At 39.7% G+C, this 24,389-nt stretch carries 21 protein-coding genes; 11 read left to right on the top strand and 10 right to left on the bottom strand.

Translation table 11 applies throughout. The features are described 5' to 3' along the window. Positions 1–13: 13 nt before the first annotated feature. From ACE1EF_RS10985 to ACE1EF_RS10975, 3 genes are all read left to right on the top strand, one after another. On the top strand, positions 14–1,903 hold the full coding sequence (locus ACE1EF_RS10985; RefSeq protein WP_375720713.1) for a hypothetical protein: 1,890 nt from the start codon (positions 14–16) through the stop codon (positions 1,901–1,903). A 300-nt stretch (positions 1,904–2,203) separates the two neighbouring features. After that, positions 2,204–4,096, top strand: a complete 1,893-nt coding sequence (locus ACE1EF_RS10980) for a DUF3857 domain-containing protein (protein ID WP_375720712.1) — start codon at positions 2,204–2,206, stop codon at positions 4,094–4,096. A 25-nt stretch (positions 4,097–4,121) separates the two neighbouring features. Continuing rightward, positions 4,122–6,029 carry a DUF3857 domain-containing protein gene (locus tag ACE1EF_RS10975; protein ID WP_375720711.1) on the top strand — a complete coding sequence of 636 codons (1,908 nt, stop codon included), beginning with the start codon at positions 4,122–4,124 and terminating at the stop codon, positions 6,027–6,029. 22 nt (positions 6,030–6,051) lie between these two features. Here ACE1EF_RS10975 and ACE1EF_RS10970 read toward each other — a convergent pair whose 3' ends face one another. The 6 genes from ACE1EF_RS10970 to thrS all read right to left on the bottom strand — a co-directional run bounded on the left by ACE1EF_RS10970 (position 6,052) and on the right by thrS (position 11,220). Continuing rightward, entirely contained in the window at positions 6,052–6,981 is a 930-nt protein-coding gene (locus tag ACE1EF_RS10970) for a hypothetical protein (protein WP_375720710.1), read from the bottom strand. 284 nt (positions 6,982–7,265) lie between these two features. After that, positions 7,266–7,892, bottom strand: a complete 627-nt coding sequence (locus ACE1EF_RS10965) for a cyclase family protein (protein WP_375720709.1) — start codon at positions 7,890–7,892, stop codon at positions 7,266–7,268. A 131-nt stretch (positions 7,893–8,023) separates the two neighbouring features. Then, complete coding sequence (gene rplT, locus ACE1EF_RS10960; protein ID WP_375720708.1) at positions 8,024–8,383, bottom strand: 50S ribosomal protein L20; 360 nt, start codon at positions 8,381–8,383, stop codon at positions 8,024–8,026. 77 nt (positions 8,384–8,460) lie between these two features. Beyond that, positions 8,461–8,649, bottom strand: coding sequence for a 50S ribosomal protein L35 (rpmI, locus tag ACE1EF_RS10955; protein ID WP_473774490.1), 189 nt, complete (start codon positions 8,647–8,649; stop codon positions 8,461–8,463). A 29-nt stretch (positions 8,650–8,678) separates the two neighbouring features. Further along, entirely contained in the window at positions 8,679–9,209 is a 531-nt protein-coding gene (gene infC, locus ACE1EF_RS10950) for a translation initiation factor IF-3 (protein ID WP_375720706.1), read from the bottom strand. A gap of 73 nt (positions 9,210–9,282) precedes the next feature. Further along, positions 9,283–11,220, bottom strand: a complete 1,938-nt coding sequence (gene thrS, locus ACE1EF_RS10945) for a threonine--tRNA ligase (protein ID WP_375720705.1) — start codon at positions 11,218–11,220, stop codon at positions 9,283–9,285. Between the two features lie 126 nt (positions 11,221–11,346). Between thrS and ACE1EF_RS10940 the strand changes: the two genes are divergently transcribed. Beyond that, entirely contained in the window at positions 11,347–12,114 is a 768-nt protein-coding gene (locus ACE1EF_RS10940; RefSeq protein WP_375720704.1) for a TIGR02757 family protein, read from the top strand. A gap of 414 nt (positions 12,115–12,528) precedes the next feature. On the opposite strand, the gene ACE1EF_RS10935 is transcribed toward ACE1EF_RS10940, so the two are convergent. Next, entirely contained in the window at positions 12,529–13,752 is a 1,224-nt protein-coding gene (locus tag ACE1EF_RS10935; RefSeq protein WP_375720703.1) for an LL-diaminopimelate aminotransferase, read from the bottom strand. A gap of 53 nt (positions 13,753–13,805) precedes the next feature. Here ACE1EF_RS10935 and lysA point away from each other — a divergent pair, with 53 nt between their 5' ends. From lysA to ACE1EF_RS10905, 6 genes are read left to right on the top strand one after another with little or no spacing between them, the layout of a single operon-like run. Then, entirely contained in the window at positions 13,806–15,059 is a 1,254-nt protein-coding gene (lysA, locus tag ACE1EF_RS10930; RefSeq protein ID WP_375720702.1) for a diaminopimelate decarboxylase, read from the top strand. Between the two features lie 12 nt (positions 15,060–15,071). Continuing rightward, complete coding sequence (gene dapF, locus ACE1EF_RS10925; RefSeq protein WP_375720701.1) at positions 15,072–15,950, top strand: diaminopimelate epimerase; 879 nt, start codon at positions 15,072–15,074, stop codon at positions 15,948–15,950. Positions 15,951–16,002: 52 nt separating this feature from the next. Further along, positions 16,003–17,133 (top strand): glycosyltransferase family 4 protein, encoded by a 1,131-nt coding sequence (locus ACE1EF_RS10920; protein ID WP_375720700.1) that lies wholly within the window; start codon positions 16,003–16,005, stop codon positions 17,131–17,133. A 3-nt stretch (positions 17,134–17,136) separates the two neighbouring features. Continuing rightward, on the top strand, positions 17,137–17,895 hold the full coding sequence (locus tag ACE1EF_RS10915) for a glycosyltransferase family 2 protein (protein ID WP_375720699.1): 759 nt from the start codon (positions 17,137–17,139) through the stop codon (positions 17,893–17,895). Next, positions 17,888–18,460, top strand: a complete 573-nt coding sequence (locus ACE1EF_RS10910) for an L-threonylcarbamoyladenylate synthase (protein ID WP_375720698.1) — start codon at positions 17,888–17,890, stop codon at positions 18,458–18,460. The genes ACE1EF_RS10915 and ACE1EF_RS10910 overlap by 8 nt, the downstream gene beginning before the upstream one ends. Next, positions 18,457–19,869, top strand: coding sequence for a sugar transferase (locus ACE1EF_RS10905; protein WP_375720697.1), 1,413 nt, complete (start codon positions 18,457–18,459; stop codon positions 19,867–19,869). Before ACE1EF_RS10910 ends, ACE1EF_RS10905 begins: the two co-directional genes overlap by 4 nt. A 228-nt stretch (positions 19,870–20,097) precedes the next feature. Here ACE1EF_RS10905 and ACE1EF_RS10900 read toward each other — a convergent pair whose 3' ends face one another. After that, positions 20,098–20,832, bottom strand: a complete 735-nt coding sequence (locus tag ACE1EF_RS10900) for a hypothetical protein (RefSeq protein ID WP_375720696.1) — start codon at positions 20,830–20,832, stop codon at positions 20,098–20,100. A gap of 25 nt (positions 20,833–20,857) precedes the next feature. Continuing rightward, positions 20,858–21,841, bottom strand: coding sequence for a T9SS type A sorting domain-containing protein (locus ACE1EF_RS10895; RefSeq protein WP_375720695.1), 984 nt, complete (start codon positions 21,839–21,841; stop codon positions 20,858–20,860). A gap of 296 nt (positions 21,842–22,137) precedes the next feature. Between ACE1EF_RS10895 and ACE1EF_RS10890 the strand changes: the two genes are divergently transcribed. Further along, positions 22,138–23,385 carry a pectate lyase family protein gene (locus tag ACE1EF_RS10890; RefSeq protein ID WP_375720694.1) on the top strand — a complete coding sequence of 416 codons (1,248 nt, stop codon included), beginning with the start codon at positions 22,138–22,140 and terminating at the stop codon, positions 23,383–23,385. A 215-nt stretch (positions 23,386–23,600) separates the two neighbouring features. Here the strand turns inward: ACE1EF_RS10890 and ACE1EF_RS10885 are convergent, their stop codons facing one another. Next, on the bottom strand, positions 23,601–24,374 hold the full coding sequence (locus ACE1EF_RS10885) for a hypothetical protein (RefSeq protein WP_375720693.1): 774 nt from the start codon (positions 24,372–24,374) through the stop codon (positions 23,601–23,603). Between the last annotated feature and the right edge of the window lie 15 nt (positions 24,375–24,389).

The following is a 24,389-nucleotide window of genomic DNA, read 5'->3' as shown; positions in this document are numbered from 1 at the left end:
ATCTAAATTAACTATGATGAAAAAATTATCAATTTTAATATTCCTGCTCTGGGGGGCTTATACGGCATCATCAAAATCTCCTATTAAGTTTGGTGATGTAACCAAAGAAATGCTTGAAATGACGCATTATGAAAAAGACTCAACAGCAGCAGCTGTGATACTTTGTGATTATGGAGAACTCGATGGATTCAACTTTCAACGTACGTTAAGAATTAAAATTTTATCAAAAGATGGTCTCCATTGGGCAAACTGGACATTTGCTACCGATGCCAAAGGTGATGTTAAGGGAAAAACATTTAATCTTGTTAACGGTGAAATAGAGGAAACCAAATTAAGCCGCACAGAAGATGTATTCAAAGAACATATAATCGATGATGAATTTCGTCTTAGGGTTTCTATGCCTAATGTAAAGGTCGGATCAGTTATTGACATTGAATATCACATGAATGGCATCCCCCAGTATTGGTACTTTCAAAATACAATTCCGGTAGTTCACAGTGAACTACAATTTTATGGGTCATCATACATTGATTTTTCCAAATCTTACACCGGTTTCGAAACACTTGATGTACTTGAGTCTAACCGCTGGGCCATGTTTGATGTGCCAGCCTTCAGGTCAGAAAAATTCATGAACGATCCTTCAAATTACTTGTCAAAGTTTCAGTTTGAAATTACATCGGTTATAATTCCCCAATTAAATTACCGGAAGATCTATGCTAATTCATGGAATGATATTGCAGATCACCTCAAACACTCCGAACGGTTTGGAGTGAAATTACAAAGTGAAAACTTCATCAAAGATCTGGCAGATGAAATAAATCAGGAGGAATTGACTCAGGCTGAAAAGATAAAAGCAGCAGTCAAATCCATTAAGCATGTCAAATGGGATAATAATAAAACCCTATACTGCGGTGCAAGTACGCTGAAAGATCAATATGAGAAAAAGCTGGCAAATTCAGCTGAAATTAACATTATGTTGATTGACCTTTTAAATGAGCTTGGAATAAATGCATCGCCGGTAGTACTGAGTACAAGAGACAATGGAATGCTGCCCATATTTAATCCCAGCCTCGATAAACTTAACTATGTTGTAGCGCATGTAAAAGATGAATATGGTGATCTGCTGCTGGATGCAACAGATCCATACCTTCATCCTTATCTGGTTCCCGAGTATTGCATTAACGGCAAAGGCAGGCTGTTGAAAATGCATACAAATTCCTGGATCTATGTAAGTGCATCAGCTATTGATAAGAGTAGTTACATCTACGACCTGAAAATGGATTCAACAGGAAAAATGGATGGAGTACTAAAGCTCCAGGCTGCAGGTTATTCATCACGGAACAAAAAAGCCAGGTATCATTCATATAATTCAGCTGAAGATTATGTAATTGACGTTGATAACAGAAACGCTTCATTTACGGTAAAAAACTATGAGTTACTGGGATTTGAGGATTCAGAATCGGCAACTATTGAAAAATATTCTATTGAAATTGAAGACAAAGGCAACAGGATTGGATCAGTATTGCTAATTAATCCTTTGTTTGAAGAAAAGATCGATGAAAACCCATTTAAACTTGAAAAACGTTTGTACCCGATTGATTTTATATATCCTTTTGAAAAAAATCTGCTTGTAAATATACAGCTACCTGATAACGCGGTTATTGAAGAACTACCGAAAGCAATGAGACTTGAAATGCCTGATAAAAGTATTACAGCATTTTACAGTGTTGATCAAAAAGGAAACTCAGTACAGGTATTATACCAACTAAGTGTAAAAGAGCCATTTATCAACCAGGATAAATATGAAAATATCAAGAATTTCTATAGGATTCTGGTCGAAAAACATGCTGAAAAACTAATCATTAATTTAAAGACAGAAAACCAGGTGGCAGCAGATTACTAATGCATCCCAACTTATAACTTTTTACATATTGAGGTAAATCTGCATCATTTTACCTCCGTGGAGCACAATCAATAAATGGCATAAAAGGTACTTGCGGTGAACAGATAAAACGTTTAAATGATTAACAGAAACTTAACTCCTATTTAGAACACATATAAATTTCTGATATCGAAAGGATAATAGCTTATTAAAATACATAAATAACTATATTTGATAAACCTGTTTTATGACTTGTATAGTATTATCTGTATGAAAAAAGAAACATTATTTAACCTGATTGATAACTTTAATTAAACCAATATGAGAACAACAACACTAAGCTTTTTATTGTTTGTATGCCTTAATCTGATCTATTCTAAGGCACCAATTAAATTTGGTGATGTGGATAAGGAAATGCTTGAAATGACGGTTTATGAACAAGATACGACAGCATCTGCGGTCATATTATGTGATTATGGTGAATTTGATCCGGACCAATATCAGTTTAATCGAACCCTCAGGGTTAAAATTTTAAAAAAAGATGGCCTTGAATGGGCTAACTGGACATTCCCAACCAGTGAAAAAGGTATGATTCGCGGAAAAACATTCAACCTTGTTGATGGAAAAATTGAAACGACGAAGCTTGACAAATCCGACGATGTATTCAAAGAGCATATGTATGATGATTACTATCGACTTAGAGTCTCCATGCCCAATGTTTCAGTAGGATCAGTTGTTGACATAGAGTACAGCGTTTTTGGATTACCGGACAGATGGAGATTTCAGTACAGCATTCCTGTAGCACACAGTGAACTTGTAATTTTTGATAACCCATATGTAAACTACACTAAATCGTATACCGGTTTTGAATCCCTTGATGTGTACGAATCGCACCGCTGGGCCATGTTTGATGTACCTGCTTTCAGAGCAGAAAAATACATGAATGACCCCTTAAACTATGTATCGAAATTTGATTTTGAAATTACCTCAATCATCATTCCTGAAATCGGTTACAGAAAAATCTATGCCACTTCATGGGATGCCATAGCAAACCTGCTTAATAAATCTTCCTATTTCGGTGGAAAAATGAGAGGGAATGGTTTTATTAAAGATATTGCAGAGGAAATCCGCAGCAAAGATTTATCCAGAGAGGACCAGATAAAAATGGCTGTCAGTAAAATCAAGGAAGTTAAATGGGACGAAACCAAAAGGCTGGCCTGTACTTCTTTTTCCCTTAAAGACAGATATGACAAAAAACTGGCAAACTCGGCAGAAATAAACATTATGCTGATCAACCTGCTCAACGAACTGGGTATCGAAGCAGATCCTGTCGTACTCAGTACACGTGACAATGGTATGCTATCACTTTTTAACCCTAGCCTGGATAAATTAAACTATGTAATTGCCAGAGTTACCGATGACAAAGGAAATCTTTTACTTGATGCTACGGATCAGTACCTGCACCCGTATCTTGTGCCGGAATATTGTCTTAATGCCAGAGGCCGGTTAATAACAGACACAGGCAATGAATGGATCAACCTGAATGCAGGATCAGTAGACAAAAAGAATGCTGTTTATAATCTCAAGATGGATTCAACCGGAAATCTGGAAGGAAGTATCACCTTACAATCAACAGGATACAGTGCCAGGGATAAAAAAAACAGATTCCATTCGTTTAATTCTGAGGAAGACTACATCATCGATTTTGAAAAACGAAATTCTTCGTTTTCTGTTAATGATTTTAACCTGAGTGGTTTTAGCAATGCTGATGATCCCACAACAGAGAAATACAATATCAAGATTGATACCCGCAGCAACATGGTGGGATCAATGGTTTTAATCAATCCGCTGTTTGAAAATAAAATAACCGAAAATCCTTTTAAACTGGAAAAAAGATTGTTCCCGATAGACTTTATATATCCGTTCGAAAAAAGTCTCATTGTAAGCATTCAGCTCCCACCAAACGCCACCGTAGAGGAGCTGCCTAAGCCGGTAAAACTGATTATGCCTGATAAAAGTGTGACAGCTTTATATAATGTGGCACATAGCGGTAATATGATTCAGGTATTATATAAATTCAATGTCAATAACACGCTTATTGGACCGGAAAATTATACTTACATCAAGAACTTCTTTACAGCACTGATTGAAAAACATTCTGAAAACATAATCATCAAACTTCAGGATGAGAATGCAACGGCTGAATTAAAATAAACAGTTAAAATCTAAAAACTGAAATATGAAATCATTGTTTTTCGTTCTTCTCGCCTTTCTTATTCCCCTGATAAATATAAGTGCAGATGACTTTATATACAACAGCAGTACCATTCCTGAGAAGTTAAGAGAAAACGCCGATGTGGTAATCCGGCTAAGTGAGACCGAGTGCACCATCTATTCCAAATCAAAGGTAAAAGTAAAATATAACCGTATTGTTACAATTCTGAACCAAAGAGGACTGGATGAGGCCAATATTATGTTACCTTATTCATCTGTGTATAAAGTTAGCTATCCTGAAGGGAAAATATATAAAGCTGACGGGAAAAAATATAAGTCCATAAAAACGAGTGATGTTTATGATGTGAGTGCCATTTCAGGATCTTCACTTTTCTCTGACAACCGCATTAGAATTTACGAGCCGCCCATTAAGACTACGCCCTTTACGATAGAATATTCATACGAAGAAAATTATGACGGAAGCATGTTTATTCCTCAATGGAGTTCCTTTGAAGGTTACAATGTGGCTGTAGAAAAATCGACCTTCAAAATTATCGTTGATAACGACCTGGATTTTAAATATAAAGAACAGGCTATTTCAAATCCTGTTAAGACAGAGAAACTGGATGATGCTACCACATATTTCTGGGAAGTCACCAATCAACCTGCTCCAAAGTCAGAACCTTACGACAAGGATATTCATCAGCAGTTTCCAAGTGTTTACCCTGCAATTAATGACTTCGAATTTTATAAAAAAGAGGGAAGTTTAAAAGACTGGAAATCACTGGGTAAATGGATATCAGAACTGAACGAGGATAAACAGGAGGTTTCGGAAGAGACCCGGCAGAAAATAAAAGAACTGATATCCAATGCCGGTTCGGATCAGGAAAAAATTGAACGGGTTTATAAATATGTCCAGGATAAAACCCACTATCTGAATATTGCCATTGGCATTGGGGGCTGGCAGCCCATTGAAGCTCAGCGTGTTGATGAGGTTGGATATGGTGATTGTAAAGCGCTGACAAATTACACCATGAGTTTACTGAATGTGGCAGGAATCAAAGCCTACTACACCCTTATTTACGCTGGTTCGGTAATACCCGATTTTAAGAAGGATTTTGTTTCCAATCAGTTTAACCACGTCATTTTGTGCGTGCCTGTTGATCAGGATACCACCTGGCTGGAGTGTACAAGTCAGAAAATGCCTGCAGGCTATTTGTCAACATTTACCGATAACAGGTATGCCCTTCTGATTAATAAAGACTCCAGTAAACTGATAAAAACGCCCGCGTTAGACAACTTCCTTAATGGAGAAAGACGCAAAGCGACAGTACGTATTAACAACGACCTGAGTGGTGAATTCAATGTGAAGGCCTATTACAGTGGCGAATATGAAAATGAGGTCTCATGGTGGGACAGCGATGATGAAGAACAAAAAAGACGCAAGACCTACGAAAGCCTGGCCTTCTCCGACATCAAACTGAACAGCTATAAATACCAGATTCGTGGTGATGTTAATGCCATTGAGGAAAACCTGGACTTCCGGGTGTTGTCTGCAGGAACGCTTATGGGCAACCGAATCATTTTTGAGATCAATAAGCTTAACAAGGAAACCTATTCACCTAAAAAGGTTTTCAACCGGAGATCTGATATTGAGATACAGCGTTCTATGCTGGAATCTGACACCATTGAATACATTCTTCCCGAAGGGTATATCCTTGAGGCTCAGATCAAGCCGGTTAAATTAACTTCAGCCTTCGGGAGTTATGAAGCCAGTATCCGTCAGGAAGGCAACATACTCACCTATATTCGTAGTGCCAGATTTAACAAAGGCATCTACGATAAGTCCCTTTATGGTGATTTTGTACAATTTTTTCAGGATATTAAATCTGCGGACCAGCAAAAGATTTTATTGAAACCACAGGAAAGCTGACAGGAAAGATATCATCAGTGGTCTAGAGATCGCTGATGATATTTTTTATTTCTGACACATCAAAGGATTTACCAATCTTTCTGAAATTCTCGGGAAACAGCCACCATTCCTCGGTAAAGGAATCTTCCTGTCCGGGTTCCAGATATGTTATAGGCCCGAAAGGAGATAATTCACAAAACGTATCTTCATACAATAATGACATGTTATTGGATACGATTTCACCATAATCTCTTTCAGCATACACATGAAATTTTTTTACCAACATCAGGTCATTTGGTGCAACATATGCCATCCAGCCTTCATTGCTGTCAAATGCAATCCTTGATCCAACCGGCTTACCTGTTACAACCACGTCATCATCCTGCACCAGCACATGTTCATCCGGCTCAGGCATATAATTAATGGTATGATCCGGATTAAAAACCACATAGCGTTTCGGGAAACGCCAGAACTTACTGAGTGGTGAAATAAATATACCTCCGCCAACAACCTGGGTCCGGCTCCAGTGGTAGCAACTTACCAGTTGTTCAGATAAATTCCGGATGGTCTGAGTAAAAAGAAGATTGGAAGAATCATCGGCAAGTTTAAAGAAACGTTCCAGTTGAATACCTGAATTTCTATCTTTCTTACTTCTTATAACAATACCAAGCTCATCTGCGTGAATAACATCCCATTGTCCAACCCATAAATCAGGGTGCTCAGGAATAACCAGTTCGGGTCCAACATCAAACCTGCCGCCTGTTGGACTATGACTGTTTAGTGGCGGTTTCTCTACACTAAAGGTATAACGTTCTTCGTTTGGATCAATGTATAATATATTTTCGCCTTTAATGGCATATTCCACTATTCGACCACCGCAGGCCGGATCAATAACAACACTCACCTTTTTGTTTTTCAAAAGTAAAAGCGTTGCTGAACTGTTTTTAGTTATCCTTTGTATCTTTAAAGACATACTGAGGGATTTTAGTAAGACATAAAGTTACAAAATCATCGCGTAGTAAAGTACAATAACTGATTTAGATTAACCTGAGCAAACGAAATTTATCGATTTTTAAGTCAACATATTTTTAAAGTCCCAAAAGGATACCTTTGATTAAGGTTTTTGCTCAGAGTTCTGCTTCTCCAGGAGGGTATTACGTTTCGACTCAGCCCATCTTACACCGAACATGACGAGCAACAATATCACGATGAGGATAATCCAGTTAATTATTTTCTTTTTCATGTTAAACTTATCGCTTATGGCAGTACCGCAATTACCCTGACCGGTGAATAATTCAGATCCCTTAGTTTTAATGGCATAATTACAAGATCCACTGACTCACCACCAAGAATATCCAGGTTCGTAAGACCTGTAACTGCAAGAATTTTTGACTCCCCCAGCTTTGAATATACATCACTGAACTCGGGAAGGTAGTGATTATTTGCCAGAAATGGGGTATCAGCTAAAACCATATTAGCCTGTTTTCTGACGAGCCATTCAGCAAGGTCAACACCAAGGGTTGGATATTTATCAAAAAACAGATTACGATCCGTGTGATTTTTGCTCCAATCTGATTTGATCAGCAAACTGTCTCCTGTGTTGAATTTATCTTCTGTATCACCCAAAATATCACAGGTGAGGACATCTCCGGGTGTAATATCATTAACTGTAACAATCCAGGCCTTTGTAAAATACCTTCCGCAATACACCGATGCGATATCGGTTTTATTTACTTTATCTCCAGGCACATACAGATTTGTAAGACCCGCCAGGTGATTATTCATTGCAGCCAGATCCTCATAATCAAGCCAGCTATCAATACCTGACATGATACTTAAAACCGAAGCAGTAACGGGATATGAAATATCTATATATCTTTTCAATACAACAGAAGTAAATTGAGGTTACAAGTATAATGAAAAATTGCGAGACCACGTCCCTTTGAAAATCAGTGTAAACAAAAAGGCATCCGCCGGATGACGGATGCCTTTTCAACGAATGACCTTTAAGTCAATTATTTTTTTAATGCGCCTTCGGCTTTTTTCAGCACAGCTTTAAATGCAACGGGATGATCAATTGCCAGAGAAGCCAAAACTTTTCTGTTGATTTCCACATTGGCCTTTTTCAAACCACCCATTAACTGGGAATATGACATTCCCTCTAAGCGGGCTGCAGCGTTGATACGCTGAATCCAAAGTGCACGGAAACTTCTTTTTTTAACGCGTCTGTCACGGTAAGCATAGTTTAATGCTTTCTCATGAGCATTTTTAGCAACGGTCCATACATTTGCCCTGCTACCGAAATAACCTTTTGTCTGTTTTAGAACCCTTTTTCTTCTGGCTCTTGATGCTACAGAATTTACTGATCTTGGCATAACTTTTAAATTTTGAATGGTTAGCGTTCCCTTTAAGGAATCTTTAAGCTAATTCACTCTGTTAATAACTCGTTTTATTACTTCATTGAAAGTAATTCCTTAACGTTATTCTGATCTGCTTTATCCACAGTACCGAAATACGTTAAATTTCTCTTTCTCTTTGTTGCTTTTTTTGTCAGGATATGACTTTTAAAAGCATGCTTTCTTTTAATTTTACCGGAACCGGTTATTGTAAACCGTTTTTTAGCTCCGGAATTTGTTTTCATTTTAGGCATTTTGTCTAAATTTTAATGTCCTACTTTTTCGCCACCTTTTTAGGTGATATAAACATTGTCATTCGTTTTCCTTCCAGTTTGGGAAGCTGTTCCACTTTTCCAATTTCCTCCAGCTCCTGCGCTAAGCGCAGCAACAGAATCTCACCCTGTTCTTTAAATAGGATTGAACGTCCCTTAAAAAAAACAAAGGCCTTAACTTTAGCTCCCTCGTTTAAAAACTTTTCGGCATGTTTCAGTTTAAAATTAAAGTCATGTTCATCAGTCTGGGGACCAAAACGAATCTCCTTGACGATCACCTTAACTGATTTGGCTTTAATTTCCTTTTGTTTCTTTTTCTGTTGGTATAGAAACTTCTGATAATCTATTATCTTACATACCGGTGGATCGGCATTCGGTGAAATCTCAACCAAATCCAAACTCAATTGGTCTGCCATTTTCAAAGCTTCCTGAATGGAATATACGCCTTGATTTTCAATGTTATCTCCGACAACACGTACACTCCGTGCACGAATCTTTTCATTAATCCTGTGCGGTTGTTCAGGCTCTCTCATTGGCCTTCTGCCTCCGCCTCTTGGTCTAAAATCAGCTATAACTAAATCCTCCTAAGTTTATTAAACTTTATTTTTACTGTAACTCGTTTTTAATTTCGTCTTCAATGACCGCCGCAAATTTAGCAATTTTCATTGAACCCTGATCACCGGCACCTTGTTTTCTGACTGAAACTTCATCATTTTCAGCCTCTTTCTCGCCAATGATCAGCATATAAGGAACACGTTTTAATTCGTTATCCCGGATTTTACGACCTATTTTTTCATTGCGGTCGTCAATTTCGGCGCGAATATCGTAATTATTCAGCACATTTAAAACTTTTCCGGCATAATCATTAAATTTCTCACTTATAGGCAGTATGGCTACCTGTTGTGGCGTTAACCACAAAGGGAATTTTCCGCCTGTATGTTCAATAAGTACCGCAACAAACCGTTCAAGAGATCCAAACGGTGCACGATGAATCATTACCGGCCGGTGCTTCTGATCATCACTGCCAATGTACTCCAGTTCAAATCGTTCAGGTAAATTGTAATCCACCTGAATGGTTCCCAGCTGCCATTTTCTCCCTATGGCATCTTTTACCATAAAATCGAGTTTTGGACCGTAAAATGCGGCTTCACCCAATTCAACTACGGTATTCAACCCTTTTTCTGCACTGGCTTCTATGATGGCACGTTCTGCCTTTTCCCAGTTTTCATCGCTACCAATATATTTCTCCTTATTTTCCGGATCGCGTAAGGAAATCTGAGCCGTATAATCTTTAAAATCCAGCACTTTAAATATATACAGGATAATATCAATTACACTAATAAACTCTTCTTTCAGCTGATCCGGACGACAAAACAGGTGCGCATCGTCCTGGGTAAAGCCCCTTACCCTTGTCAAACCATGTAACTCCCCACTTTGTTCATACCGGTATACCGTTCCAAATTCTGCAAGACGTAATGGAAGATCTTTATAAGAGCGCGGCTTACTTTTGTAAATCTCACAGTGGTGAGGGCAGTTCATCGGTTTCAGCAAAAATTCTTCACCTTCTGCCGGAGTATGTATTGGCTGGAAAGAATCCTGACCATATTTTGCATAATGCCCCGAAGTCACCCACAACTGTTTTAATCCGATATGAGGTGTGATTACCTGTTCATATCCGGCTTTCTTCTGTACTTTTTTCAAAAATCCTTCCAGGCGCCCGCGTAAATCGGCTCCTTTTGGTAACCATAAAGGCAATCCCTGTCCCACATTCTGAGAAAAAGTGAACAGTTCCAGTTCTTTTCCAACTTTTCGATGATCCCTCTTTTTCGCTTCTTCCAGCATGACGAGGTATTCATCCAACATATTCTGTTTTGGAAATGTAATACCGTAAATACGGGTGAGCTGTTTACGGGTTTCATCTCCCCTCCAGTAAGCACCGGCAACACTTAACAGCTTTATGGCTTTAATTTTGTCGGTGTTCGGCAGGTGTGGACCACGGCACAAATCCGTAAAATGACCCTGGTTGTACAAGGTAATGGTTCCGTCTTCCAGCTCACTGATCAGTTCCTGCTTGTATTCATCACCTTTATTGGTGAAATAAGACATGGCATCGGCCTTGGAGATATCCTTGCGGATATACTCATTTTTCTCCCGGGCCAACTCTTTCATCTTCGCTTCAATCTTTGGAAGATCTGCATCGGTAATACTTACATCATCTCCGGGATCAACATCGTAATAAAAGCCATTCTCAATGGCCGGACCAATACCGAATTTGGTTCCCGGATACAATGCCTCAAGGGCTTCAGCCATAAGGTGAGCCGAAGAGTGCCAGAATGCATGCTTGCCTTCTTCATCGTCCCATTTATGCAGTACAATTTTGCTGTCTGCTGTGATTGGCCGCGTCAAATCCCATACCTGATTGTTTACCGTTATGGACAAAACCTGTTTAGCCAATCCTGGACTGATGCTCTGCGCAATATCGTAACCGGTTACCCCCGATTCATACTCTCTGACCGAATTATCCGGAAATGTTATCTTTACCATTTAATTTTAAGCTTTTACGGTCGGCAAAGATAACTATTTTTCAAAAACAAGAACAACTAAACGGTGTTATAAATAGGTATCAAAACGGGTTAATTTTTACCCGAAATTACGAAACAAGGCAAACCCATGATTGATGAAGAATTAAAAGAACTGCTCGATTTTAAAGCAGAACAATATAACAATACGGCATTTGTTGCAGATGATCCGGTTTTAGTGCCCCATCTTTTTACGGAAAAGGGTGATATTGAAGTATCCGCCTTTTTAACGGCCATTATTTCCTGGGGACAACGCACCACCATCATTAACAATGCCAAACGGTTAATGGAACTTATGGACGATAGCCCATTCGATTTTGTAATGAACCATACCAAAAACGATCTGTACCTGTTCGATGATTTCGTACACCGCACCCTGAATTCCACGGATCTTAAATTCATACTCCGTAGTCTTCAAAACATTCTCCGAACGTTTGGAACACTGGAAACACCATTTATCATCCCGTTTCAAACCGAAGAAAACCTGTATCGCGGAATCGGGCACTTCCGGGATCTGTTCTTTGGCATGGCCCATCCGGTCCGAACCTTAAAACACATACCCAATATAGAGAAAGGTTCCACAGGCAAACGACTGAACATGTTTCTGCGCTGGATGGTACGGAATGATAAAAAAGGTGTGGATTTTGGGATCTGGAAGCATATAAAACCATCGCAATTATATTTGCCATTGGATGTGCATACCGCCAATGCTTCAAAAAAACTGGGACTGCTTACCCGAAAAGCCAACGACTGGAAAGCTGTTTTGGAAGTCACACTAAAACTCCGCGAATTGGATCCCGAAGATCCTGTAAAATATGATTTTGCCTTGTTTGGTCTGAGCCGGTTCGATAAGATTTAAGCCCGCAGATGGCGCAGATTTTCGCAGATTACAAATCAATTGTTAAATCCAGCTTTATGCTGTTTTAACTTTATAAATTTTCCATCCGGCAAATTAAAACCATTTTAAACTAAGTAAAATATTGAGGTTTTGCGTTTTTTTCCCTTTTTTGTTACTGAATTACTAAGCCAAAGAAGTTATGAAAAAAATTGTTCTATTTACCTTTATAAGTTTGTTATCAACAAACTTGTTGTATTCACAAGAAAGTCTGTTTTTTAAAAGCGGCTATGCATTCACCGGGGATGGAGGATGGGAGTGCACCTTAGTGTCGCACTCTCATTAACAAAAAAAGCGAAGCAACATCGTTGCCCCGCTTATCTTTATTTCTGACACTTATATCTTGCGTCTTGATTGTTGGTTCTTGTTTCTAAAAAATCACATTTTCTTAATCCTGTCCATCGCTTCAATCACGTTTTCGCGTGATGCAAATGCTGAAAAACGGAAGTATGTTTCACCGGATGGGCCAAAACCTGAACCCGGCGTTCCAACCACATGTGCCTCGTTCAGGAACAGATCAAACAAATCCCACGATTTAGTCTCACCTTTTTTTACCCACACATACGGCGCATTTACGCCACCAAACACCTTAAAGCCCATTTCCACAAGGCTTTCACGCATGATGCGTGCATTCTCCATGTAATAATCAATGATTTCCTGCACCTCTTTTTTACCTTCTTCGGTATAAATTCCGGTTGCTGCTTTCTGAACAGGATACGAAGCACCGTTGAATTTGGTGGAATGCCTTCGCGACCATAAGGGGTGAACCGGTTTGGCTTCACCATCTTTTGTGTATGCCATCAGGTCTTTCGGAATCACTGTAAAACCCAAACGTGTTCCGGTAAATCCTGCTTTTTTGGAAAAACTGCGGAATTCAATAGCCACTTCTCTTGCGCCTTCAATTTCGTAAATGGAATGCGGCACATCATCTTCGGTAATGAAGGCTTCATAAGCTGCATCGAATAAAATAATGGATTTATTGGCTTTGGCATAATCCACCCATTTTTTCAATTCATCTTTGGTGGCGGTTGTTCCGGTCGGGTTATTTGGATAACATAAAAAGATAATATCCACTTTTTCAGTTGGCAGTGCAGGAATAAATCCATTTTCCGCATTGCAGGGCATATAAACCAGGCCTTCGTAATAACCGGTATCCAGCTTTAAACCGGTACGGCCACCCATAACCGATGTATCCACATACACCGGGTAAACCGGATCCTGAACCGCTATTTTATTATCGGCTCCGAAAATCTCTAAAATATTACCGGTATCGCATTTTGATCCGTCGGAAACAAAAATTTCATCCGCCTTAACGTCTACACTTTTATCCAGATAGTCGTTTTTAGCAATGGCATCGCGTAAAAAGGCGTAACCCTGCTCCGGACCGTATCCCTTAAACGTTTCCGGTTTGGCCATATCTGCCACACCTTCCTGAAAGGCTTTGATTACTGAAGGAACCAATGGCATGGTGACATCACCAATCCCCATCTTTATTACGTCAGCATTGGGGTTATTCTTTTGAAACTCTGCTACTCTTCTTCCGATTTCAGGAAACAAATATCCTGCCTGTAATTTTAAATAATTTTCGTTTATCTGAGCCATATTATTAATTTTGCTGCAAATATATAGAAAACAAAATAATCGATATAACAACAATGAATTACATTTATTCGGAAATAACCGGCAGAACCAACTTCTTTGGGAATACAACACCTGCTGCGTTAGTGGAAAAGTATGGCACTCCTCTTTATGTTTACAACGAAAACATTTTACGCAAGCGATGCAGGGAACTGAAAAACCTTGTGAACTACAAAAATTTTATTGTCAACTATTCTGCCAAAGCCAACAGCAATCTCGAATTGCTTAAGATTGTGCACGATGAAGGTTTATATGTGGATGCCATGTCACCCGGTGAGATTTTTGTCAACCTGAAAGCCGGTTTTTCACCCGAACAGATCTTTTATATCAGCAATAATGTGGATGACGCCGAATTTCAGTACGCCATTGATGCCGGTGTTAAAATCTCCGTTGATTCCATTTCTCAACTTGAAAAATACGGAAAACTGAATCCGGGTGGAGAAGTGACATTCCGACTGAATCCGGGTGTTGGAGCCGGGCATCACAAGAAAGTGGTTACCGGTGGTAAAAAAACCAAATTCGGCATTGAAATGCGCTTTCTTGATGACATTAAAGCCATTGTTGAAACATATAATCTTAAAGTGATCGGCATCAACCAGCATATCGGATCTCTGTTTATGGAAGGTGATGCCTATGCCGAAAGTGCCACGGCTATTCTGGAATTTGCCAAAGAATTTAAGGATCTGGAATTCATAGATTTAGGTGGTGGATTCGGCATTCCGTATCACAAACAGGAAGGTCAGGCACGTCTGGACCTGCAATCACTGGGCGCAAGAATTACAGAAATCATCAACCGGTTTGTGCAGGAATACGGGAAGGAAATCCAGTTTAAAATAGAACCGGGACGTTACATCGCTGCCGAATGTGGTGTACTGCTTGGAAAGGTACATACCACCAAGGAAAATTATGATCTTAAATATATTGGGACTGACCTCGGATTTAATGTACTGGTCCGTCCGATGATGTATGACTCACATCACGATGTGGAAATCTATCGCACCAGTGAGAAGGTCTCAACTAAAAAGGAATCCGTAAGGATCGTCGGAAATATATGCGAAACAGGTGATATTATTGCCAAAGACCGGGAGTTGCCGGAAATATTTGAAGACGATATTATTGGGGTGCTCGACGCCGGTGCTTATGGTATGGTTATGGCATCTAACTACAATAACCGACTTCGTCCTGCAGAGGTATTGATTGACAAAGATGGGAATGAACGGCTGACCCGCAAGCGGGATACCCTTGAAGATCTGGTTCGTAATTTTGTCTAATTTACGTTAACAATGGAAACAAACTACTTTATAAAATCCCACGGCCTCGGCAACGACTATATCGTAATGGAGGCTGCTAAAATAAGCTTTGAGCTTACCCAAAATGCCATCAAACGCATTTGCAACATTCACTACGGAATTGGTTCAGACGGTATTTTATTAAAAATTGATTCTGACAAAGCCGACTTTGGTTTGAAAATTTACAATCCGGATGGATCGGAAGCTGAAAAAAGCGGGAACGGTCTGCGTATATTCTGCAAATACCTGTACGATTACGGATTTGCCAATTCAAAAAAATTCAGCGTTGAAACGCTGGGTGGATTAGTAACTGCAGAAATTATTGAAGAGGAAAAAGGTAAAGCCAAACTGATTTCTGTGGACATGGGAAAAGCCATTTTTGAAAGCCGTAAAATTCCGGTTGATTCTGACAAACCGGAGTTCATTGCAGAAACCATTCAGGCCGGTGATAAATCGTTTGAGGTTAACTGTGTATCCGTTGGTAATCCACATTGCGTCGTTATTAAAGATGCGCTGGATGAAAAAGAAATCAAAACTTACGGAACATATCTTGAAAATCATAAATTGTTTCCGAACCGTATCAATGTGCAATTTGCCAAAGCCATATCGCGTAACGAAGCCCGCATATTAATCTGGGAACGTGGTGCCGGATGGACACTGGCTTCCGGAAGTTCTTCATGTGCTGCTGCATGTGCGCTTAAGAAAAGAGGTTTGGTTGACGACGATATCACCATGAATATGATTGGTGGCGTACTGAAACTTCAGATTGACGAGGAATGGAACATCAGAATGACCGGTGAAGTACGTGAAATTGGCCGTGGTGTACTAAACGAAGAGATGATTTCAGATCTTGAATTGCCCCTCTTTGAATAGTCTTTTTCGGCAAAAATGATTAGATTTACGTATAATTTAAATCCCTGCTATTGTGAGGATAGGCTACGATGCTAAACGAATATTTTATAACAGAGGCGGTCTGGGCAACTACGGCCGTAATACTATATTCTATCTTTCAAAGCACATCAAAAACCACGAGTACTATTTATACACACCGTCCCTGAGAAAGGCCATTAATTTTGACCTTAACGGAAATATGGAGAATGTAACCATAAAAACCCCTCCTTTAATTCTGCAGGGACCATTTAAATCGGTTTGGCGCACCCGAAACATGGTGCCGCAGCTTGGACGGGATAAAATTGAAATTTATCACGGATTAAGCAATGAACTTCCTTTAAGCATTCAGCGCAAAAAGAACATCAAGACCATCGTAACAATCCATGACCTTATTTTTCTTCGATATCCTCAGTTTTATAAGGATCTGGACCGGTGGACCTACAAAAAGAAGTTTTTGTTCAGCTCTGAAATTGCAGATACCATTGTTGCTGTGAGCAAACAAACACAGCAGGATCTTATCGAGTTTTACAAGATATCACCTCAAAAAATCCGTGTTGTTTACCAGGGTTGTGATCAGTTATATTTTGAAAACCGCAAGCAGGTAGAACTTGAAGCGGTACGTGAAAAGTTCAACCTTCCGCAAAACTTTATTCTCTCGGTTGGAACCATAGAAGAACGAAAAAATCTGCTTACCGTTGTCCGGACACTTTTTCATAAACGGATTGATATTCCGTTGGTTGCTGTGGGACAACGCACCGAATACACCGAGAAGGTCCGGGAATATGTCAAACGCAGAAAGATGGACAACAGGGTCATCATGATCCATAATGCCAGCAACTACGAACTGTCGTGTATATACAGAATGGCCAGTATGACCATCTATCCCTCTTTTTTCGAAGGCTTTGGCATCCCCGTAATTGAATCGCTGGCTGCCGGAGTACCTGTCATCACCTCCAAAGGCACATGCTTACGCGAAGCCGGAGGTGACGCGGCATGGTATGTCAATCCTGGAAGCATGGAAGAAATCGGCCATGCTATTCTTACCATTTCCAATGATTCCGATAAAAAAACTGAAATGATCGAAAAGGGTTTTCAGCATGTGCGTAAATTCACAGGTGAGAATGTTGCACGCAATCTCAACAGAATCTATAACTACATGAAATAAGCGATGCCGGAGATCTCCACTGTAATCATTACCCATAACGAAGCAAAAAACATTGAACGGTGCCTGGCATCTGTTAAACCGGTAAGTAATGAAATTATTGTGGTGGACAGTTTCTCCACAGATACTACGCCTGACATATGCAGAAGCCATCCTGAGGTAAGCTTTTATCAAAGGGAGTTCACATCGCACGGCGATCAGAAAAACTTTGGAATCTCAATGACAAATAACGATTATATTCTGTCGCTGGATGCCGATGAGAGCCTGTCACCTGAGTTATTAAATCATATGGTAATGAACAGGGATCAGTTTACAGCTTTTGCGTACTCCTTTCGCCGCTTAAATCACATAGGCTCCGAACCGATAAAACATGGGCTGTGGTATCCGGATGAAAAGGTTCGCCTGTTCAGAAAGGATAAAGCCAGATGGGAAACCGGTGTATTGCATGAAAAACTGGTGACAGATGCAAATGTACGTGTGGTTAGGATTCCGCTTCACATTAATCATTTTGGGTTTAACGGGATAAAAGATTTCAGAGAAAAATCTTTTGGTTATGCCCGCTGGTGGGCAGATAATAAATTTAAAGCCGGTGAAAAAACAGGCGTGCTGTCACCACTATTTCATGCTCTGTGGACCTTTATCCGTTCTTTTTTTATTAAATTGGCTTTTCTGGATGGTACAACCGGGGTACAGATTTCGGTTCAAAACACAAGGGAGACATATTTAAAGTACAAAACGCTACGTTTATTACACAAACATGGTTGATTTTAAAGACGATATAGAGAAGGCGCTTGAATGCCTGAGTAAAGGTGGAATACTGGTTTATCCAACCGATACCATTTGGGGTATTGGATGTGATGCCACCAATTCAGATGCGGTAAAACGGATCTATGAGCTAAAAAACAGGGAAGATTCAAAGAGCATGCTGGTCTTGCTGGACAATGAGTTCAAACTGCAGACATATGTAAGTGAAGTACCGGAAATTGCATACGATCTGATTGAGATGAGCGATAAACCATTAACTATTATTTACGACGGAGCCAAAAACCTGGCACAGAATCTTGTGGCAGAAGACGGCAGCATCGGTATTCGCATCACCAGCGAGGCTTTTTCGAAGCAGCTGATTCAGAAGTTTAAAAAACCGATTGTAAGTACCTCATCCAATATTAGTGGAAACCCTTCACCAAAAATTTTTGCAGAAATTGATCCTGTTATTCTGAATAGCGCCGATTATGTGGTAAAATTCCGACAGGATGAAACTACCGGAGCTCAACCCTCGGGAATTATTAAACTGAAATCAAACGGAGAAATAAAAGTCATCAGGGAATGATACGGGGGAAAAAGCAGACCATAAAATACATAGTTTCCGATTTTGTCTTTTCTGCCATCGGCTGGGTCATCTTTTTCTTTTTTCGCAGGGCCAGACTTGATGCTATAGACCCTGGCAGTAACCTGGTTTTCCAACCGGACTTCAAACTTTTTCTGGGTGTCACGCTCATTCCTTTTTTCTGGCTTCTGATCTTTCAGCTTTCGGGGTATTATAAAAACGCACTACGCCGCTCCAGATTCAATGAATTTTCACAGACTTTCCTTGCTGTCTTGTTCGGTTCAGTCGTCCTGTTTTTCACCATTTTGCTCGATGACGTGGTAAAAGGTTATTCTACGTATTACCTGTCACTTTTATCCCTGTTCTCCATACAGTTTTTAATCATTTACACTACCCGTAGCCTCATCACCAACCGAATCAAAAAAAACATATCCAGGGGACTGAATGGCTTCCGTACCCTTATTATAGGTGATGGGAAAGACATTGAGGAAACGACAAAGATGCTTCCACCCTATCTCGGAAATATTATCCTTGGCGTTGTAACAACGGACAGGAGGCACAAAAGTGAGGTCATCAACGGACTAAAGTGTTATGGCTCAACAGATAATCTGGATCAGATTATTACGGAAAATAACATTGATGAGGTCATCCTGTCACTCAGGGAATCCACTCTGAGCAAACTAAAATCCGTACTTGAAGCGCTTTACCGTCATGATGTTTTCATTAAAACAACGCCGGGTGTCGCAGATAAGCTTATTGGCATAGCTAAACTGAACCCGATTTACGGCACACCTTTTATGGAGGTCGCCCATGAACTGATGCCACCGTTTGAAGAAAACATGAAACGTGTATTTGATGTTGGTATTGCCGTTCTGTTTATGGTGTTGTTCTCTCCACTATACATTTTACTGGCAATCCGGGTCAAACTGGATTCCAAAGGCCCTGTATTTTACCGGCAGGAGCGTGTTGGGAAAAACGGGCATCCGTTTCATATCCACAAATTCAGAACCATGTATGATGGTGCAGAAAATGGCAACGGACCACAACTGGCTTCACCGGATGATAAACGCATTACGCGTTTTGGTAGAACCATGCGGAAATACCGGTTGGATGAACTGCCACAATTCTGGAATGTACTGATCGGCGACATGTCGGTGGTTGGTCCCAGGCCTGAACGTCAGTTTTTTATTGACCAGATCGTAAAAAGGAACCCGAATTATTACCTGTTGCAAAAAGTAAGGCCGGGGATTACATCATTAGGGATGGTAAAATACGGTTATGCCGACAGTATTGATAAAATGATTGACCGTTTGAAATTCGACCTGATTTACCTGGAAAACATGTCGATTCTTCTCGATTTTAAAATTTTCTTTTATACGCTGAAAACCATTGTTACCGGAAAAGGTGTTTAATATGTAAAGCTTCAGTTGGATACGGTGTCTTTCATATGTTAGATTAAAGCAAACCAAGGTGTTCATATTGCCGAACAAAGCTGATACTGTACTCATTGTATTAAACCAGTCTTCATATTGGCCAGCATTATTAACCACAAAGTACACAAAGCGTTTTCACAAAGAAACACAAAGGGATTCCCAACATCATACATTCTGAAAACCAGCAAAAACTATTTCGGGTAAATTTTATTTAACCTGCATAAAAAACATATATGCAGTACCAAAATCCATCAATCCGTGCAAAATTGCAAAATAGATAAACAGGGACGGCCGGTAATAAATTGAAACGCCTATTAACAAAGCAAAGGGTAAAAATACAAGTGCACGATACAGCATAAAATCCATATTAGGAATAAATGGCAGTGTACAGTGTTGAAATGAAAGAAATAACACAGGGAGCAGGACTGCCAACCATTTTTTATTCAGCCGTTGAACAAGCCTGGGCATGATATACACAAAATATGTTGCCAATTCTGCAAATGTAATAGTCAAAGGGAAAGCAAACATCAGCGAGTAAACCAACCACTTGTTTATCGGACCAAACATCATGTGTGTTGGAACATCGGCATTACCCCAGATTAGTGTACTTAACAAATATCCCGGCATCATGGCAACAGGGATTGAGACCAGGGCAAGAATCAAAAAAACAGGGACATCCTTTTTGATTGTCTTCTTTGGTAAAGTGAATATTTTAAAGTAATTCTCTCCATCCCTTTTAAACAGTTTTATCAGCAAAAGAATGCTGACTATATTTGTCAGGGTAGCCGTCAGCAACCAGTATTTTTCTGAGGACCCCCATGAATTTATGAACAGAGCAATAATGCTTTGGAACAGGAAAAACATGACAAGTCTGCTGACCAGTAACATGTACAAAACTGAGCCGGATACCTGCCCTGGATGCTTAACTACATTTGAAGCCATTTAATGGTTTAATTACGTACGTGAACTAATGTTGTTTGTAAACTTTAAACGCATGTGAATCCACTTTTACCGTGTAACAACCTGCCGGTAATCCGGATAGATAATAAGACTCACCGGTACATATGGTTTGATTTGTCACATCGATTCCTGTGAGATTATAAATTCTGAAACTGCTGTTTTCTGCTATTACGCCTTCAAACATTATCACATCATCTACCGGATTAGGATAAAGTGTAAGATCCTGTACAATATGATTAATAGCTGTTTCAGATTGTTCAAAAGGATAAAGATTAAAGTTTTCGGCATCAAAATAAGCAAGCCTGTTCGGGATAGTGCCTGTAATCTTGTTATAATCCGTATCAGACAGATCTGCTTTTCGGTACTTAACTGCAAGCCAGGGTAAAAAACTCTCTGCCACATCTTCGGTTTTGGAGTTATCTCTGGCATACGTTGATATAAAGGTCCCATCTTTTTGTTGGGCATTTAACCATCCGGCGGCAGCCGCATGTGTAGCGTCAAGAGAGGTATGACATGCCTCATGAACCAGGGTCTCCTCTATAATACCATCTCTTTCATAATTTGAGCTTTGTCCGGTATGAATAAGAATGGAATGATTACCGCCACCAAAAAGCTCTACACCTTTATGAATCCAGATTTCATTAATATCTTCACGCAAACAGTGCGGTAACTGACCAATAAGAAATGCATATTTTTCCGCTTCAACAGCTGCCGCTTCTACGTCTTCAAATTCAGGATTTACCTGGGCTACACAGGTCAGTCCGTCATTCCAAACCACATCAAAGAGATATGCATTTACACTAACCCAGTCGGAAACCCGCCGGTCATACATGGTAACCACTTTCTGCCCTTTATACGTTGTACTTTCCAGCGCTGAAGGGTCAGATGCTGTAATAATATCCGGGTCAATAAAAATGGTGCCTGAATAAGGGGGTTGCGCTAAAACAGCAGCAGTAAAAATGAAGAAGATTATAAAAAGTGTTGGTTTCATCTGTACATTGTTATCAATTTCAAATAGTATCCCGTCAGGAAAACCTGGTTATACCACAATAAAAATAATACATTACTTCTTATTTGCCTTATATGGTGTTACTAACTAACAACAAAATCCGGTTTATAAAAGTACTTAATTCCCCGAAATGTCACAATAAACCTTCAGCAGACCAGAAACAAAAAGGCTGAATTTAAAACCTGTGCCGGTATGATTAGGAGTATTTCTCAGGTATCGTTATTTTTGTGTTTTGCTGTAACAAATGACCGGCTTAGGCAAGTCACAAAAAATATTTCATGAAACAAGTATTATACATCATTACGCTTTTTATTTTTTTCAGTCTGAACACAATCGCACAGCAACTGGCTTTCCCGGGAGCAGAAGGATTTAGTGCTTATGCTACAGGTGGACGTGGCGGAACAGTGGTTCATGTTACAAACCTGAATGCTTCCGGCCCGGGATCCTTAGCAGATGCGGTAAGCCGGCCAAATCGTATCGTTGTGTTTGATGTTGGCGGGATAATAAAATTATCGCCTGCTGATATCATTTTTATCAGCGACAGCATTACCATAGCAGGACAAACGGCACCCGGCGAAGGCATTACAATATATGGAAACCGGGTTGTGTGCAATTCAACTAATGTTATTATCCGCTATCTGAGAATGCGCGGCAGTATAGCCATGAGCAAAGGTAAATGCACCTTTACCTGTGATGGTGGCCGTAATATCATTCTGGATCATTGCTCTATTTCCTGGGGACGATGGGACAATGTGCATATCGTGGGCAGCAATACCATCACCTGGCAAAACTGTATCATCAGTGAAGGAATTGATCCGCAACGATTCGGTGCCATCACAGACGGAACATTAAACTGGACGGTTACACATTGTTTATGGGTGAGTAACAAGAGCCGAAATCCCAAGATGAAGTGTGCCCTGCAATATGTCAATAATGTGGTGTATAATTACGGGAATGGCATCGTCGGTGGCCACTCCGCTGCAGATCACTACCAGGATGTGATCAACAATTATTTCATTGCGGGTCCCAGCGATAACGGAGACAGCTATTATTCACAATGGACCGAAACAGATCATTTGTTTCAAAAAGGCAATTATAAGGATTTGAACCGTGACGGTGTTCTTAACGGAACATTGATTACAGATTACAATGCCGCAACGCCAATGGATGAACCGAATTTGAATTCCACTGCGCCCTTAAACATTGAATCATCCCAGGAGGCTTATCAAACAGTCATCAGAACAGTTGGTGCTTCGTTGGTTCGTGATGTTCATGACAGCCGCATAATCAGTGAAGTTGTTTCTTTGGGAACCAAAGGTTCGTTTATCCTGAATGAATCAGAAGTGGGAGGAATAGGCACAATTGCAGGTGGAACACCTCCCATAGACTCAGATAATGACGGCATGCCAGACAGCTGGGAGACAGCACATCAGCTTAATCCATTATCCTCTGAAGATGCCGGAGGTGATGCAGACGGAAATGGTTTTACCAATATAGAGGATTATATCAACAGCCTTGCGCAGTAAAACGGATGGTTAAATTACCGCCAACGAGTAAAAAGAAAATAAACGCATGATGAATCTGTTTATCTTGCCAGTGCCGTGTCTATTCAATGGAATGTAACCACAGTGAGCGCAAAGTAATTTCAAAAAAGAATATATATAACACTCCGGCACATTTCAATTGCACGGTGAGATTAAGCATCAGGAACAGTTTATATGATTAATCCTTAGATTCATATTTACTGCCTGTTTTCCTCCATTATCATTTTAGCATAGAACCGGCTTCTTTTGCGCGTCTTTTTATTATACATCTGACAGATGAATAATAGCTCATCATGCAATATAAAATACACGTTGCTTAAACTCCAGAAATAATCTTTGTTATCAGATTCCGGATAATAGATCATAAGCTCCTTTAGACTTCCTTCGGATATATCATAAATCCTGAATATTCCGGAAGCATAAGCAAAATCGTCCCAGGCATATGTTATTAGTCTTTGTTTCCGGGGATCAAATGCAATATTTGCAAATAATGACTGGTTGTTCATCTCACCTGTACTGTCATTTAGCAATACATAATTTGAAGCCTCATAATAAGATCCGGTCAATAAATGAGAATGAATTTCAGGAATATAATCCGCATACCTGTAACTTCTAAATTCAAGATCGTTAATGTCTTTGGGATAGTAGTTTCGTATAGTATCAGCTTTCCCGGTTCGTAACATGATGACCAGTGTTGAATCATCTAATCGTTTTGCACTCTCATTAAAACTTTCAGTTAATTTATGGGAGTCACTAGAAGGGAAATAATGCAATCCTTTTACCTTTTCAACATAAACATCCCTGCTAACCGGTTGAATAAAAAGCTTATAATTACTCTTTACTAATGTATCACTGAATGCTGTATCAGCCTGTGGATATTTTAAAGCTGCATTTCCAGTATTCAATTGTGCATAAGTATTACTGACTGAGACTATACTTAGAATTACAATCAAACAAAATAACTTTTTCATATCAAATTCAAATTG

Source organism: Quyinboa sediminis (assembly GCF_042219855.1).
Taxonomy (GTDB): domain Bacteria; phylum Bacteroidota; class Bacteroidia; order Bacteroidales; family UBA5342; genus JBHJHP01.
This window is presented reverse-complemented; position numbering and strand designations above follow the sequence as displayed.